The sequence below is a fragment of the Prevotella histicola genome (genome assembly GCF_055385135.1).
On the sequence record NZ_AP043793.1, the window covers coordinates 1,951,870 to 1,966,398 of the forward strand.

The 14,529-nt window shown below is 41.2% G+C and carries 17 protein-coding genes; 14 read left to right on the forward strand and 3 right to left on the reverse strand.

The features are described from left to right. Positions 1–56 precede the first annotated feature (56 nt). Entirely contained in the window at positions 57–386 is a 330-nt protein-coding gene (locus tag ACZ48L_RS07770; protein WP_008821970.1) for a DUF3467 domain-containing protein, read from the forward strand. A gap of 442 nt (positions 387–828) precedes the next feature. Here ACZ48L_RS07770 and ACZ48L_RS07775 read toward each other — a convergent pair whose 3' ends face one another. From ACZ48L_RS07775 to ACZ48L_RS07785, 3 genes are read right to left on the reverse strand one after another with little or no spacing between them, the layout of a single operon-like run. After that, entirely contained in the window at positions 829–2,118 is a 1,290-nt protein-coding gene (locus ACZ48L_RS07775) for a RagB/SusD family nutrient uptake outer membrane protein (protein ID WP_199897298.1), read from the reverse strand. 17 nt (positions 2,119–2,135) lie between these two features. Continuing rightward, the gene (locus ACZ48L_RS07780; protein ID WP_081767854.1) at positions 2,136–3,347 is read right to left on the reverse strand and encodes a TonB-dependent receptor domain-containing protein; all 1,212 of its coding nucleotides are present in this window, start codon (positions 3,345–3,347) and stop codon (positions 2,136–2,138) included. A 13-nt stretch (positions 3,348–3,360) separates the two neighbouring features. Further along, entirely contained in the window at positions 3,361–4,956 is a 1,596-nt protein-coding gene (locus ACZ48L_RS07785) for a TonB-dependent receptor plug domain-containing protein (RefSeq protein ID WP_081767855.1), read from the reverse strand. 415 nt (positions 4,957–5,371) lie between these two features. Between ACZ48L_RS07785 and ACZ48L_RS07790 the strand changes: the two genes are divergently transcribed. From ACZ48L_RS07790 to rplV, 13 genes are all read left to right on the forward strand, one after another. Further along, positions 5,372–5,788 carry an EamA family transporter gene (locus ACZ48L_RS07790; protein WP_025791945.1) on the forward strand — a complete coding sequence of 139 codons (417 nt, stop codon included), beginning with the start codon at positions 5,372–5,374 and terminating at the stop codon, positions 5,786–5,788. A 440-nt stretch (positions 5,789–6,228) separates the two neighbouring features. Continuing rightward, positions 6,229–7,065 (forward strand): sulfite exporter TauE/SafE family protein, encoded by an 837-nt coding sequence (locus ACZ48L_RS07795; RefSeq protein ID WP_025791946.1) that lies wholly within the window; start codon positions 6,229–6,231, stop codon positions 7,063–7,065. A gap of 1 nt (position 7,066) precedes the next feature. Then, positions 7,067–7,453 carry a DUF1634 domain-containing protein gene (locus tag ACZ48L_RS07800; RefSeq protein WP_008821976.1) on the forward strand — a complete coding sequence of 129 codons (387 nt, stop codon included), beginning with the start codon at positions 7,067–7,069 and terminating at the stop codon, positions 7,451–7,453. Between the two features lie 214 nt (positions 7,454–7,667). Continuing rightward, positions 7,668–8,051, forward strand: a complete 384-nt coding sequence (gene rpsL / locus ACZ48L_RS07805) for a 30S ribosomal protein S12 (RefSeq protein ID WP_004335835.1) — start codon at positions 7,668–7,670, stop codon at positions 8,049–8,051. A 197-nt stretch (positions 8,052–8,248) separates the two neighbouring features. Beyond that, a complete protein-coding gene (rpsG, locus tag ACZ48L_RS07810) occupies positions 8,249–8,725 on the forward strand; it encodes a 30S ribosomal protein S7 (RefSeq protein ID WP_008821977.1) in 477 nt (158 codons plus the stop codon). Between the two features lie 28 nt (positions 8,726–8,753). After that, positions 8,754–10,871: an elongation factor G gene (gene fusA / locus ACZ48L_RS07815; RefSeq protein ID WP_008821978.1), complete on the forward strand. Its 2,118-nt coding sequence runs from the start codon at positions 8,754–8,756 to the stop codon at positions 10,869–10,871. 87 nt (positions 10,872–10,958) lie between these two features. After that, entirely contained in the window at positions 10,959–11,264 is a 306-nt protein-coding gene (rpsJ, locus tag ACZ48L_RS07820; protein WP_004352787.1) for a 30S ribosomal protein S10, read from the forward strand. Between the two features lie 69 nt (positions 11,265–11,333). Then, positions 11,334–11,948 (forward strand): 50S ribosomal protein L3, encoded by a 615-nt coding sequence (rplC, locus tag ACZ48L_RS07825; RefSeq protein ID WP_008821979.1) that lies wholly within the window; start codon positions 11,334–11,336, stop codon positions 11,946–11,948. Further along, positions 11,948–12,577: a 50S ribosomal protein L4 gene (gene rplD / locus ACZ48L_RS07830; RefSeq protein ID WP_008821980.1), complete on the forward strand. Its 630-nt coding sequence runs from the start codon at positions 11,948–11,950 to the stop codon at positions 12,575–12,577. Before rplC ends, rplD begins: the two co-directional genes overlap by 1 nt. A gap of 22 nt (positions 12,578–12,599) precedes the next feature. Then, the gene (gene rplW / locus ACZ48L_RS07835) at positions 12,600–12,944 is read left to right on the forward strand and encodes a 50S ribosomal protein L23 (protein WP_008821981.1); all 345 of its coding nucleotides are present in this window, start codon (positions 12,600–12,602) and stop codon (positions 12,942–12,944) included. Positions 12,945–12,951: 7 nt separating this feature from the next. After that, positions 12,952–13,779: a 50S ribosomal protein L2 gene (gene rplB / locus ACZ48L_RS07840; RefSeq protein ID WP_004383899.1), complete on the forward strand. Its 828-nt coding sequence runs from the start codon at positions 12,952–12,954 to the stop codon at positions 13,777–13,779. A gap of 22 nt (positions 13,780–13,801) precedes the next feature. Continuing rightward, on the forward strand, positions 13,802–14,071 hold the full coding sequence (gene rpsS, locus ACZ48L_RS07845; RefSeq protein WP_004352759.1) for a 30S ribosomal protein S19: 270 nt from the start codon (positions 13,802–13,804) through the stop codon (positions 14,069–14,071). Positions 14,072–14,108: 37 nt separating this feature from the next. Then, the gene (rplV, locus tag ACZ48L_RS07850) at positions 14,109–14,522 is read left to right on the forward strand and encodes a 50S ribosomal protein L22 (RefSeq protein WP_008821982.1); all 414 of its coding nucleotides are present in this window, start codon (positions 14,109–14,111) and stop codon (positions 14,520–14,522) included. Positions 14,523–14,529 lie beyond the last annotated feature (7 nt).

The following is a 14,529-nucleotide window of genomic DNA, read 5'->3' on the forward strand; positions in this document are numbered from 1 at the left end:
AATATAGTATCTTTGCACCCATAGAAATAATGTTTTATCTAAATCTTATTAAACAAATGGACAATAATAATCAGAATCAAGAGGGACAACAGTTACAGATTGATCTCTCTCCAGAGATTGCTAAAGGTGTATATACAAACTTCCAGATAATATCTCACTCTAGCTCAGAGTTTGTATTAGATTTTGCGACACTACTTCCAGGAGTCCCAAAGGCAACTGTGACAAGTCGTGTAATCATTGCTCCAGAGCATGCACTGCGTCTTCTTGCTGCTTTGCAGGATAACGTTGTGCGTTACGAAAAAGAGTTTGGAAAGATTGATCGCCATGATCCTAATCAGGAGCCACGTACTATTGCTCCTTTTGGAAATGGTGGAGTAGATGCATAAGGCAGCTACAATAAAGGATTATGAAGGGGATGTGTCAAAATAGACACATCCCCTTTTTGTCGAAACAGTCAACCCTTTTTGGAAAATTAGTCGACTGTTTTGATGAAAACGGTTACCCTTTTTACGAACAGAATAAGCTTTAAGAAATTAAAAGAGAGGATGTGTCTATTTTGATACATCCTCTCTTTTATGCCAAAACGTAGATGTTTTGTTTTGGAACAATGAACACCACATACCTGATTCCTTAACGACAATCATCGGGTAATTTATTGATTGTATATTGAAAGTTGATAAACTGTTCTGCGTGATAATCTTTAACCAGTTATAGTCATTATGGCTTTGATACGTGGAGAGGTTCATTAGATACAAAGAAAAACCATTGTGCATACCTATTATAGAGGTTGCGCAATGGTTTTATTAGTTGGTTGGATTAATAATCTTGTTACATATTCATTGCAGATAATTCCCTTTCAGGCATAGGTAGCCATTTTATCTTGCGGTTTTGCCAGGTTGTGGCAATAGTACCTCGCTCCAATCCTCGGCGTATATCAGCGGTACGCTCTCCTCGGAATGCAAGGAATATACGACGAAGATCTGCAATGTCATTGAGGGAAGGGGCTGTGGTTAATTGGCTACTGCTATCATATTGGCTGATAACAGTGTTTACTTCATTTAGCGCATTACCAGTTATTAATCCTCTTATGATGAGTTCAGCTTTAATGAGATGTATCTCATCTATATCCGTCAAGACCAATGCTCCCTTTCTGGTAAGTGCTGCGGCATAGATGTTGTAACGGTTTGGATTCTGCTTGTCAACGCTTGCGTGCTTCAACGGAAGAGCTTTGATCATAGCTGAAGAAGTACGTGCTGCTTCTAAAGATGGGCTGACTTGTACGTTACGAGCATTCGGTCCAATAGCACTATAAAGCGGATTGTCTCCACCGTCATTACCATATATTACCTCAATATTCCCATTACTATTGTTTATAGCCTTGTCGATTAACGTTGCTGCTCTGTTGTAATCTCCTTGATGTATAGACAATTTGAGTTCGTAAGTCATTATCTGTCGGTAGGCAGCATCGCGGTCTATTCCATTGAATCCCTGCATTACGCTTGATGTGATAGCCTTTGCTGCAGCCTCATAGTGTTCGTTAGCTTGGGTATATAAGTCCTGCCTTGATAAAAGAGCTTTGTTTATGATTACTCCTCCATCCCCAGTTTCTGGTGTGGAAGAGAATGTCTCAGCAAGCAATTGAAGTGCATATCCTGCATGCAGATGCCCCATATACTGTCCGTACATCTTAGATATTTCCGTCTGAGCATTCCCTGTTGGAATCTGTTCTGCTACTTCAATAAGTTCTTTACTACGTGCGTAATAGTCTTGCAACTGGTCCCAAAGTCCGTCTTGTGTCCCTGATCTGGGTGTAACATTGTCATTAACTATTTGTCGGTATAGCAACGTATTAGGGATAGTTCCTTCTGTAAGTTCATCTACAGTCGTGCCTAAAGCAAGGAAAACTCCAGCTGCAGCAGTCCCTTGTAACGTCCTGACGTTAGCAACTAATGGACCGTCACTTAGTTTGTTTGACTGAACATTGGCAATCATTGTCGCCTTATTCAGTTGCTCTCTTGTTACGGTGTTACTTGGTGTCTCAGCATTTTCAACCCATGAGTCACAACTCGTAAGACATATAGATAGAGCGAGTATAGCAAATATTGTTTTCTTTATCATGTTTATTCTCTTTATGATTATAATGTGAAACTAAGTGTTGCTGTGTACGTACGAGGGTGAGGAGCATTCGTTATATCACGTGATAAGCTACCAATACCTCTCTGTCTTCTGGTCCCACCATTGCTCTCAACCTGTGGATCAGCACCCGGATAGTTAGTGATGACAAAGACATTTTGAATTGCAAATGAGAACCTCATACCGTTGACTACATTCTGTGTCCACTTACGTGCCAATGTAGATAAGTCATAGCCGAGGTACAGAGTTGACAGACGAAGGAAGTCAGCCTTTTCTATATAGTTGGCTCTGAATCGTGCACTCTTTGCCAACTCATCAGCAATCTGGTTGTATTCTGGTGTACCGACAGTGGCATTTGCCAGTGCCTGTAGCTGGTCATTACGTTTCTTAAGGTTATCACCTAATCCCGATACATTGTAGAAACTCTGGTTATAGATAGATGCTCCCAGTGCATAGTTCCACTTAGTACCGAGTGTAAAGTTCTTAAATAACTTGAGATTGAATCCGAAAGCTCCGTTCACAGCAGGAAAAGGCTTACCAAGATAGGCATAGTCACTACTCTCTATGGCGCCAACTTTCGTGTTGTAGCTGCCATCTCGGTTGAAAGAAGGCCCATCTACTGTGTGGTAATAGAATGCATAAACAGGGTAACCCTCCTTGATGACGTTAGGATAATTGGTGATATCTCTGCCCCCAGTATTTGTTACTTTGTTAGTTTGATAGTTCAAATTGGCATAAACATCCAATGAATGGCGATCGCCCTGACGCCATAACGTACCATTGTAGTTAAGCTCTAATCCATAACCTCTTACCTTACCAACGTTGTTGGGCATGCTTCCTATCCATCCATCACTTGATAATAGGTCCTCATAGATGATAGCATCTGTGGTGTATTGAGCATAAAGGGTGAGAGAAAGCGTGTGGTTATTCTTGATAGTCCAGTCTGAACCGAACTCTATTTCCCGCATACGTTCTGGCTTGATGTTTGGGTTTCCTTTGTATTGTGGATGTACAATAGGACCGTAGGCAGAGACTCCGTCCATGACATATGAGGTGCGTGCATCAGTAGGATAGGGCAGTCTTCCGCTTTCTCCGTAAGCCAAACGGAACTTCTGATTCCTTAGATTGTATGATACACTCATAGAAGGATAGTAGATACTTGCCACATTACTACCGATAAGGTTGGATGCATCACGCCTTAACCCAGCATTGATGAAGAGTCGATTGTCATAGTTTAGGAATGCTTCTCCATAGAGACCCCCACGTGCGTTGTTCGAAGGTTGACTCTGTTACAGTTCGTTCTGTAGCTGCTGCAATATTATCAACATCGCTTCTGAAGTGTGATGCTGCGATACTGTTCATATCCTCTTTTTGCTGTACAATCTGCGAAAGGAGCGTTGCAGTAAGGTCTAACTTGTCAGCAAGGTGGAACTTCCGAGAAGCTTTTATATCCCAGTTCAGGTTTGAATTGCGCCGATTACTAATGCTTTTAGCCCCCTCGCTGTTGTTCCCCAGCAGGTAGCCATAAGGTAAACGATAGATTCCTTCTGTGTGATTCACATCTACTCCAAACAAGGATTCTAACTTAACGTCTCCTGGAAGGATGTAACTTAGGCGGAGGTTACCGATGAAACGGTCATTGTTATAGATCCAACTCTGTGCTCTCCATGCACTTTCTTCTATATAAGGCCATGGTGTCTGATTAATCATCATGTTCCAAATAGCATCGTATCTGCCCATTGCCGTTTGTGGAAGACTAATATTTCCGTGGATGTAGGATGCGGTTGCACCCAGTGTGAAACGGTTCGACCGAAGGTCATAAGCCAACTTTGCACTATGTCTCTGGTCCTTATTTCCAGGCACAATCCCAGCAATGTCATTGAGATTATAGGAGAAGAAGAGGCTCTGGTTACCCTGGAAGGCTTTTGAAACAGAGGTATAGAGTGATTTCTGCCACCCTGTTTGAAAGAAGTTGTTCAGTGCATCATTGTTCACAAATTGGTCATATTTACGGGCTAAAGTTGATGCACCAAGTGTCATCTTTACGAGTATGTCTGCCTTTTTGTTCTCTGGATTGTTTGTCTTTCCACGCTTTGTAGTGATGATGATCACACCGTTTGCCGCTTCAGCACCATAGCTTGCTGCCGCTGAAGGACCCTTGATAACATCAATACTTGCTATGTCATCAATTGTCAGGTCATTCAGAGCACTGAGAGCATCTTGTGAACTATTGATGTCTGAGACGTGTGTATTATTGAATTTCACACCATCTACGTATATTATAGGGTCGCGTTCCATACTCATTGTAGCACCACTACGCATATTGAAACGGATAGGCATACCCACCTTTCCATTACTTTGGTACATCTGTACACCACCGACTTTGCCATCTAAGATATCACTGAGAGAGTTGGTATGCGACTCTTTTGATAAGTTGCTAAGGTCTATATGATCAACTTTACTACCCAATGCCTTCTGACTTCGTGCACTGGAGATACTTGCAGTAACCAATACTTCTTGAAGATCGGCACCTGGTATAAGGCTTATTGTAGACTGATTCTGTAGGCTTTGTGCCTTGATGTTTTGAGGTTTGAAGCCCACATAACTAATGCTTAAAACCTGATCGTCGTTATTATTCACAGTGAAGTACCCTTCTTCATCTGTTACAGCTTGTACTCCTTTGGGCCCTTTGATGATGGCACCGATGATTGGCTCACCTGTATCTTGGTTGATAACACGCACTTTGTGCATAGTCTGTGCATTCAGACTGATGGATGAGGCAATGAATAGCAATGCTATTCCTCTTTTAAAATGTTGTCTCATATAAAAGTTTTTTGTTTTTGTTATTATCCTTTTTTATGTGTTAGTGAAGAGACCTTAGTACCCTCTAAGCTCCCGGTTTGTTATTTGGTCGTGCAAAGATACAATAGTAAATGAAATGGTACAATACCAAAAAATAATGATTTAATTTGTATTTTGATAAGAGTAACCTCAAAGTATATACTTGGTTTTATATTTTCTTTGAAGAATAAAAACATATCATCGTTGTCTAATTTTGCTTTTATTTTTGACGGGTGTCCGTGAAAAAGTGTACTTTTGTTGTAGTGGTGAGCATTGTAATTATCCTCTATAAGGATGTCAATGGCAAAGATTGAACGTAAGAAAGCTTCTTTGTTATCGTATCACCTTATATATAATATAGAGAAAAGGATAATAAAGTAAATCATACAATAGCATTATGTGGAAAGTATATGCTTTTCTATCAGCATTCTTTGCTGCGTTAACAGCAATCTGTGCAAAGATTGGTGTCAAGGATATCAATTCTGATCTGGCAACGGCAGTCCGTACAACTATCATCCTATTTCTTACATGGGGGATTGTTATCTTTGGTTCTCATCTATGTGAAATAAAGACAATTAGTCGTAATACATGGCTTTTCCTGATATTATCTGGTCTGTCAACAGGCTTGTCATGGTTGTTTTATTTTAAAGCGATACAAACAGGAAGTGTGTCTCGTGTGGCTCCTATTGATAAACTGAGCGTTGTCATCACGATTCTTCTAGCATTCATCTTTCTTCATGAACAGCCCTCATTTAAAGTCATTGTTGGTGCTTTGCTTGTTGCTTCAGGGAGTGTTCTTATGATATTAGATTAGGAGAATACGCCGTATTCCTGTGGTTCTGATAACTCGCTAAGGGTGGGCTCAATTTGTGTTTACACTGATGCTTTAGCATATATTTCTCCTTGTGATGTAAGATAATTTCATATTCGCATTTTAATATACGCCCTTTTGCATTCTAAAAGGGCATGTTTTACATTGCAAAAGATGCCCTTTTACATCGTAAAAGGTGCCCTTTTGCATGGTAAAAGGGCATCTTTTACTTTGCTCTTTGTAACTACTTGATAGTCTATGTGTTATAAATCCTATTTTTAAGGCTTATTAGATCGTAAAGAATAGATAGACTCTTGATTTTTGTAAGATTATTTCTTTTTTCTTATTAGCCTTGCTATTTCATGTAATAGATAGGAGCATTTTATTAGACATTATTATTCCCTTTCAAAGGATTTATGTACTTTTGCATCAAAATTTTCTCTATGAGTATTATACTTTTTACTTTTCTTTTACTCTTCGGAGCCTATTGCGCAGGCTTGCTGGGCTCTTTGACAGGGTTGGGAGGTGGCGTAATTGTCATTCCTCTCCTTACGTTAGCTTTTGGTATTGACTTCCATTACGCAATTGGTGCAGCCTTGGTTGCTTCTATCGCAACGTCTTCAGGTTCCGCAAGTGCCTATGTGAAGGAGGGCTTGACCAACATTCGATTGGGTATGTTCCTTGAGATAGCAACGAGTGTAGGTGCAGTTTTAGGAGCTGCAGCAGCCCTGTGGATGCCAACAAATGTTATTGCTATTATTTTTGGAGCAGTTTTACTCCTCACGGTAGCTATGCAGTTCCGTCAGAAAACAGATTATATTGGTGTAAAAGGTAGTAATTTGGCTAAGAAACTGAAGCTGTTTGGTTCTTATCCTACTAAGGATGGAACGGTTCAGAGTTATGAACTTACCAATGTATCTGGGGGATTCTCGGTAATGGTTCTTGCTGGTGCATTGTCTGGTTTGTTAGGAATTGGTAGTGGTGTGTTGAAGGTTCTTGCTATGGATAGTTGTATGAAGGTTCCTTTTAAGGTTAGTACAACGACAAGTAACTTCATGATTGGTGTAACAGCTGTTACTTCTGCCGTAGTTTATCTCCAGCGCGGATATATTGAACCAGGTATTGCTTTCCCAATTATGGTTGGTGTCTTGGCAGGTGCAATGAGTGGTGCAAAGTTGCTGAAGCATCTTGATGTAAGAGTATTACGAAAGATATTCGCTGTAGCTATATTGTTGGTTGCATTGAATATGATATATAATGGTATAATAGGAAAGTTCTGATATGGGAAGTAACTTAAGCTCAAAGAATAATATGAATACTCTGATTGGCAATACTTTGCGCATCGGAGTCTTTGCTGCATGTATCATTGCATTGCTGGGAGGTATCTGGTATATCGCATCCTCTGCAGGCTCTTCATTGCCTGACTATACTACTTTTCATCAAGGAGATGCTAGTTATACGACGGTTGAGGGTATTTTTAAGTCTGTATTCGCCTTGTCTGCAACTGGTTGGATACAACTTGGAGTGATAGTTTTGATGCTTACACCAGTGATGCGTGTCGTGTTGTCATTAGTAGATTTTGGTATTCAACGTGATTGGTTGTACGTGATCATAACAGGAATCGTACTTCTTGTTATCATTGTTAATTCTCTCGTCGGGGTTGGATAAGCAGTGTTAAATAATAAATAAAACGTTATTTATTGTTAATTACATCATCGCTCAGCTTATTCTTGTTCTTATTATTAGGTCGTTTAATGGATTCTTTGTACCTTTGCACCCCGAAACGACAGAGCGAATTGTATACTTATGTGAAGTGAATACTTGGTGTCGTAACTATTTGAAAATAAACAAAATAAATATATAACAATAAAAAATTAAAATTATGCCTACTATTTCACAGTTAGTAAGAAAGGGCAGAAAGGACATCGTAGACAAGAGTAAGTCCCCAGCTTTGGACAACTGTCCACAGCGTCGTGGTGTTTGCGTTCGTGTTTACACAACAACTCCTAAGAAGCCTAATTCGGCAATGCGTAAGGTTGCCCGTGTTCGTTTGACCAACCAGAAGGAGGTTAACTCTTATATCCCTGGAGAGGGTCACAACTTGCAGGAGCACAGTATCGTTCTTGTTCGTGGTGGTCGTGTGAAGGACCTTCCTGGTGTACGTTATCACATCGTACGTGGTACTCTTGATACCGCAGGTGTTGCTAACCGTACACAGCGTCGTTCTAAATACGGTGCTAAGCGTCCAAAGGCAGCTAAGAAGTAATAATTGCTTCAGAAAAATCTATAAAGCCGAGGTGCAACGGCCGGTGATGGTCGATGCTCCAAGGCTCATAAAAGAAGACTAAAAACGATAGTTTTGCTGGAGATTTGTAATCACAAGGTTGAGTAAATGCTCAAGAGTGAGTGTTGAAGAACGATAAGACGACAGCCTCCGCAGAATTAAAGCTTATAAATTAAACAATGAGAAAAGCAAAACCAAAGAAGCGTGTGATCCTTCCGGATCCAAAGTTCAATGACCAGAAGGTCTCTAAGTTTGTAAATCACTTGATGTATGATGGTAAGAAGAATACCTCATACGAAATCTTCTATGCAGCCCTTGATATCGTAGGCGGTAAGATGAAGGATGAAGAGAAGTCTCCACTGGAAGTGTGGAAGCAGGCTCTTGATAACATCACTCCGCAGGTAGAGGTAAAGAGTCGCCGTATCGGTGGTGCTACATTCCAGGTACCTACAGAGATTCGCCCTGATCGCAAGGAGAGTGTTTCTATGAAGAATATGATCGCTTTCGCACGTAAGCGCGGTGGTAAGAGCATGGCTGATAAGCTGGCTTCTGAGATCATGGATGCATTCAATAACCAGGGTGGTGCTTACAAACGTAAAGAAGATATGCACCGTATGGCTGAGGCTAACCGTGCTTTCGCTCACTTCAGATTCTAATCAAGTTATATAATAAGGTAAAAAGAAAATGGCAAATCACGATTTACATTTGACTCGTAATATCGGTATTATGGCACACATCGATGCCGGTAAGACGACAACATCTGAGCGTATTCTTTTTTATACAGGTAAGACTCATAAGATCGGTGAGGTTCATGATGGCGCTGCTACTATGGACTGGATGGCACAGGAGCAGGAGCGTGGTATCACTATTACGTCTGCTGCAACTACTTGTAACTGGAACTATCTTGGCAAGTCTTATAAGATTAACTTGATTGATACTCCGGGACACGTTGACTTTACTGCTGAGGTTGAGCGTTCATTGCGTGTTCTTGATGGTGCTGTTGCTACATATTCAGCTGCTGATGGCGTTCAGCCACAGTCTGAGACGGTATGGCGTCAGGCTGATAAGTACAACGTTCCACGTATTGGTTATGTAAACAAGATGGACCGTTCTGGTGCTGACTTCTTTGAGACTGTTTCTCAGATGAAGGACATCTTGGGTGCAAACCCTATTGCTATTCAGATCCCAATTGGTGCAGAGGAAAACTTCAAAGGCGTTGTAGACCTTATTAAAATGAAGGCTATCCTTTGGCACGATGAGACTATGGGTGCTGAATATGATGTAGAAGATATTCCTGCAGACTTGGCAGATGAAGCTGCTGAGTGGCGTGATAAATTACTTGAGGGTGCAGCAAACTTTGATGATGAGTTGATGGAGCTGTATCTTGAAGGTAAGGATATTCCTGAAGAGAAAATCATCGCTGCAATCCGTAAGGGTTGTATTGCTATGGAATGCTGCCCAATGCTTTTAGGTTCTTCTTATAAGAATAAGGGTGTTCAGCCTCTTCTCGACTATGTTTGTGCATTCTTACCTTCTCCATTGGATACTCCAGCTATCGTTGGTGTAAATCCAGATACAGAGGAGGAAGAGGATCGTAAGCCAAGTGAAAGCGATCCAACATCTGCTTTGGCATTTAAGATTGCAACTGATCCATTTATGGGTCGTTTGGTATTCTTCCGTGTTTACTCAGGTAAGGTTGTTGCTGGTTCTTATGTTTACAACCCACGTTCTGGTAAGAAAGAGCGTATTAGCCGTTTGTTCCAGATGAACTCTAATAAGGAAATCCCTATGGAGTCAATTGATGCTGGAGATATTGGCGCAGGTGTAGGTTTTAAAGATATCCGTACAGGTGATACTCTTTGTGATGAGAATGCACCAATTGTATTGGAGTCTATGACTTTCCCTGATACTGTAATCTCTATTGCAGTAGAGCCTAAGAGTCAGGCTGATGTTGCTAAACTTGACAATGGTCTTGCTAAACTTGCAGAGGAGGATCCTACATTTACAGTTCGTACTGATGAACAAAGTGGTCAGACTATTATATCTGGTATGGGTGAGCTTCACCTTGATATCATTATTGACCGTCTGAAACGTGAGTTCAAGGTTGAATGTAACCAGGGTAAACCTCAGGTTAATTACAAGGAAGCTATTACTAAGGCTGCACAGAGCCGTGAGACTTATAAGAAGCAGTCTGGTGGTCGTGGTAAGTTTGCTTGTATTGATGTAACTATCGAGCCAAAGGATGAAGATTACACAGAGGGTGACTTGCAGTTTATCAATGTTGTCAAAGGTGGTAACGTTCCTAAGGAATTCATCCCTGCAGTGGAGAAAGGATTCAAGGATTGCCTGAACAATGGTGTACTTGGTGGCTTCCCAATGACTGGTCTTAAGGTTACTTTAACGGATGGTTCTTTCCACCCAGTAGACTCTGATCAGTTGTCATTTGAGCTCGTTGCACATCAGGCATTTAAGGTTCTTTGTCCTAAAGCTGGTCCTGTTCTGATGGAGCCTATCATGAAGGTTGAGGTTGTTACACCTGAAGAGAACATGGGTGATGTCATTGGTGACTTGAATAAGCGTCGTGGTCTTGTTCAGGGTATGGACGAAGCTCGTAGTGGTGCACGTATCGTTAAGGCTATGGTTCCATTGTCAGAGATGTTCGGTTATGTGACAGCTCTTCGTACAATTACCTCTGGTCGTGCTACTTCTTCAATGGAGTATGATCACCACTCTCCTGTATCAAGCAGTCTTGCTAAGGAGATTCTTGCAGAGTTGAATGGCAATTCTGATCTTGTAAAGTAAATAAAGGTAAGGTGTTGTCCTCTCATAGCGTATGACTCTTATGGGAGGCAACCTTTATAATATTCAATAATTAATAAAATATTAAGCATGAGTCAGAAGATTCGTATTAAGCTGAAGTCTTACGACCACCAGTTGGTTGACAAATCAGCAGAGAAGATTGTGAAGGCTGTAAAGGCTACAGGTGCTATTGTTAGTGGCCCTATTCCATTGCCAACACATAAGCGTATTTACACAGTAAACCGCTCAACATTCGTTAACAAGAAGTCACGTGAGCAATTCCAGCTTTCTGATTTTAAGCGTCTTATTGACATTTATAGCTCTACAGCTAAGACTGTTGATGCTTTGATGAAGCTTGAGTTGCCTTCAGGTGTAGAAGTTGAGATCAAGGTGTAATTACCATTGATTATAAAAGACGAATTTTAAAAATAAAGCATTTACATTCATTTTAAATATTTAATTGAAATGCCAGGATTATTAGGAAAGAAAATCGGAATGACATCCGTATTCAGTGCCGACGGTAAAAATGTACCGTGCACTGTTATCGAAGCTGGTCCTTGTGTTGTAACCCAGGTTAAAACTGTAGAAAAAGATGGTTACAAGGCTGTTCAGTTAGGTTTCGGTGAGGCTAAGGAGAAAAGAACTTCTAAGCCACAGCAGGGACACTTTAAGAAAGCCGGCACAACACCAAAGAAGCACTTGGCCGAGTTCAAGTTTGATGAGGAGTATAACCTCGGTGACACAATTACCGTTGAACTGTTCAATGACTCAAAGTTCGTTGATGTTGTAGGTACGTCTAAGGGTAAGGGCTTCCAAGGCGTTGTAAAGCGTCATGGATTCGGTGGTGTAGGTCAGTCTACTCACGGTCAGGATGACCGTGCTCGTAAACCGGGTTCTATTGGTGCTTGTTCTTATCCAGCTAAGGTGTTCAAGGGCATGCGAATGGGCGGCCAAATGGGAGGTGATAGAGTTACTACTCAGAACCTTCAAGTGTTAAAGGTTATTCCAGAGCATAATCTCCTTCTTGTTAAGGGTAGTGTTGCTGGATGCAATGGTTCAACCGTAATAATTAATAAGTAATGGATATTAACGTATTAGATATCAAAGGTCAGGAGACCGGCCGTAAGGTAACTCTTAACGAGAATATCTTCGGAATTGAGCCTAACGATCACGTCCTCTATCTCGCAGTAAAGCAGTATCTTGCTGCTCAGCGCCAAGGTACAGCTAAATCAAAGGAAAGAAGTGAACACGCTGGTTCTACTCGTAAGCTAGGACGTCAGAAGGGCGGCGGCGGTGCTCGTCGTGGTGATATTAATTCACCAGTCCTCGTTGGTGGTGGTCGTGTGTTCGGTCCTAAGCCACGTGACTATAGCTTTAAGTTGAATAAGAAGGTAAAGACTCTCGCACGTAAGTCAGCTTTGGCTTATAAGGCACAGGAGAATTCTATTGTCGTTGTAGAAGATTTCAATCTCGAAGCTCCAAAGACTAAAGATTTTGTAAATATTGCTAAAAATCTTAAAGTTGATGACAAGAAGGTTCTTCTCGTTTTGCCAGAAGTAGAGAAAAACGTATATTTGTCGGCTCGTAATTTGAAGAAGGCTGAAGTAATGACAGCATCACAGGTAAACTCATACAAGGTTTTAAATGCTGATGTTCTCGTTGTTACTGAGAATTCTTTGAAAGTTATCGACGAAATCTTAACCAAGTAATAATTAGGAGACAGTAATAATTATGGGATTTATCATTAAACCAATGGTCACTGAGAAGATGACCAAGTTGACAGACAAGTCTTCTGAGGATAAGGTTGTAAAGCATAAAGGTGAGAAAAGAACTATCTTGGCTCAGCCAAAGTATGGTTTTATAGTTAAGCCTGAGGCCAACAAGCTTGAGATTAAGAAAGAAGTTGAAGCTCTGTACAACGTTACAGTAGTAGATGTGAATACGATTCGTTATGCTGGTAAACGTCAGGCTCGCTATACGAAGGCTGGCCTTGTAAAAGGGCAGAAGAACGCATTCAAGAAGGCTATCGTCACTTTGAAGAATGGCGATTCAATTGATTTTTACAGCAATATTTAAATAAAAAATGGCAGTACGTAAATTAAACCCGGTAACACCGGGACAAAGACACAAAGTTATTGGCACGTTCGAGGATATTACTGCATCCGTGCCAGAGAAGTCTCTCGTTTACGGTAAACGTTCTACTGGTGGTCGAAACAACACCGGTAAGATGACTGTTCGCTATATTGGCGGAGGTCACAAGAAGAAGTATCGTCTTATCGACTTCAAGCGAGAGAAAGATGGTGTTCCAGCTGTAGTTAAGACAATCGAGTATGATCCTAACAGATCTGCTCGAATTGCGCTGTTATACTATGCTGATGGTGAAAAACGTTACATTATTGCTCCTAACGGACTGCAGGTTGGTGCAACTCTGATGTCTGGTGCTGAGGCAGCACCTGAGGTTGGTAATGCCCTTCCGTTGGCTAATATTCCTGTAGGTACTGTAATTCATAATATTGAGTTACGTCCTGGTCAGGGTGCATTGCTCGTTCGTTCGGCTGGTAACTTTGCTCAGCTTACTTCTCGTGAAGGCAGTTATTGTGTTATCAAGCTCCCTTCTGGCGAAACACGTCAGATTCTTTCTGCTTGTAAGGCAACTGTAGGTAGTGTAGGTAATTCTGATCATGCACTCGAACAGTCTGGTAAGGCTGGTCGTTCTCGCTGGTTGGGACGTCGCCCTCACAACCGTGGTGTTGTTATGAACCCTGTTGATCACCCAATGGGTGGTGGTGAAGGTCGCCAGTCTGGTGGTCACCCACGCTCACGTAAGGGCTTGTACGCTAAGGGTCTCAAGACTCGTGCACCTAAGAAGCTTTCAAACAAGTACATTATTGAGAGAGCTAACAAGAAGTAATCAAAGTAATTAAGAGTAAATTATGAGTCGTTCATTAAAAAAAGGTCCATACATCAATGTATCACTCGAGAAGAAAATTCTCGCTATGAATGAGAGTGGTAAGCAGAATGTTGTTAAAACATGGGCCAGAGCATCAATGATTTCCCCTGATTTTGTGGGTCACACTGTTGCAGTTCATAACGGAAATAAATTTATCCCTGTTTACATTACTGAGAATATGGTTGGACACAAGCTCGGAGAGTTCAGTCCTACACGCCGTTTTGGTGGCCATTCTGGTAATAACAAGAAGTAAGCAGGTCATAATCCATTTAGAATAATAGAATAATAAAATGGGAGCAAGAAAACATATAAAGGCTGAGGCTCACAAAGAAGCCTTGAGAAGCCAGTATTTTGCAAAGCTCAAGGACTGTCCTTCTTCCCCACGTAAAATGCGCTATGTCGTGGATATGGTCCGTGGAATGGAAGTTAATCGTGCCCTTGGTGTGCTGAGATTCTCCAAGAAAGCAGCTGCTCAGAATGTTGAGAAACTTCTTCGTTCTGCTATAAATAACTGGGAGACAAAAAATGATCGCAAGGCTGAAGACGGTGAACTTTATATCTCAAAAGTCTTCGTTGATGAAGGTGTTACAATGAAGCGCATGCGTCCTGCACCACAGGGCCGTGGCTACAGAATTCGTAAACGTTCTAACCACGTCACTCTTTTCGTTGATTCGAAGGCTGACGCTAATAATGATGATAAATAAATAGTAG

Excerpts from the sequence above, each read along its gene's own strand:
- ACZ48L_RS07770 (WP_008821970.1), top strand. The coding sequence starts at position 57 with ATGGACAATAATAATCAGAATCAAGAGGGACAACAGTTACAGATTGAT.
- ACZ48L_RS07775 (WP_199897298.1), bottom strand. The coding sequence starts at position 2,118 with ATGATAAAGAAAACAATATTTGCTATACTCGCTCTATCTATATGTCTT.
- ACZ48L_RS07785 (WP_081767855.1), bottom strand. The coding sequence starts at position 4,956 with ATGAGACAACATTTTAAAAGAGGAATAGCATTGCTATTCATTGCCTCA.
- ACZ48L_RS07790 (WP_025791945.1), top strand. The coding sequence starts at position 5,372 with ATGTGGAAAGTATATGCTTTTCTATCAGCATTCTTTGCTGCGTTAACA.
- ACZ48L_RS07795 (WP_025791946.1), top strand. The coding sequence starts at position 6,229 with ATGAGTATTATACTTTTTACTTTTCTTTTACTCTTCGGAGCCTATTGC.
- ACZ48L_RS07800 (WP_008821976.1), top strand. The coding sequence starts at position 7,067 with ATGGGAAGTAACTTAAGCTCAAAGAATAATATGAATACTCTGATTGGC.
- rpsL (WP_004335835.1), top strand. The coding sequence starts at position 7,668 with ATGCCTACTATTTCACAGTTAGTAAGAAAGGGCAGAAAGGACATCGTA.
- rpsG (WP_008821977.1), top strand. The coding sequence starts at position 8,249 with ATGAGAAAAGCAAAACCAAAGAAGCGTGTGATCCTTCCGGATCCAAAG.
- fusA (WP_008821978.1), top strand. The coding sequence starts at position 8,754 with ATGGCAAATCACGATTTACATTTGACTCGTAATATCGGTATTATGGCA.
- rpsJ (WP_004352787.1), top strand. The coding sequence starts at position 10,959 with ATGAGTCAGAAGATTCGTATTAAGCTGAAGTCTTACGACCACCAGTTG.
- rplC (WP_008821979.1), top strand. The coding sequence starts at position 11,334 with ATGCCAGGATTATTAGGAAAGAAAATCGGAATGACATCCGTATTCAGT.
- rplD (WP_008821980.1), top strand. The coding sequence starts at position 11,948 with ATGGATATTAACGTATTAGATATCAAAGGTCAGGAGACCGGCCGTAAG.
- rplW (WP_008821981.1), top strand. The coding sequence starts at position 12,600 with ATGGGATTTATCATTAAACCAATGGTCACTGAGAAGATGACCAAGTTG.
- rplB (WP_004383899.1), top strand. The coding sequence starts at position 12,952 with ATGGCAGTACGTAAATTAAACCCGGTAACACCGGGACAAAGACACAAA.
- rpsS (WP_004352759.1), top strand. The coding sequence starts at position 13,802 with ATGAGTCGTTCATTAAAAAAAGGTCCATACATCAATGTATCACTCGAG.
- rplV (WP_008821982.1), top strand. The coding sequence starts at position 14,109 with ATGGGAGCAAGAAAACATATAAAGGCTGAGGCTCACAAAGAAGCCTTG.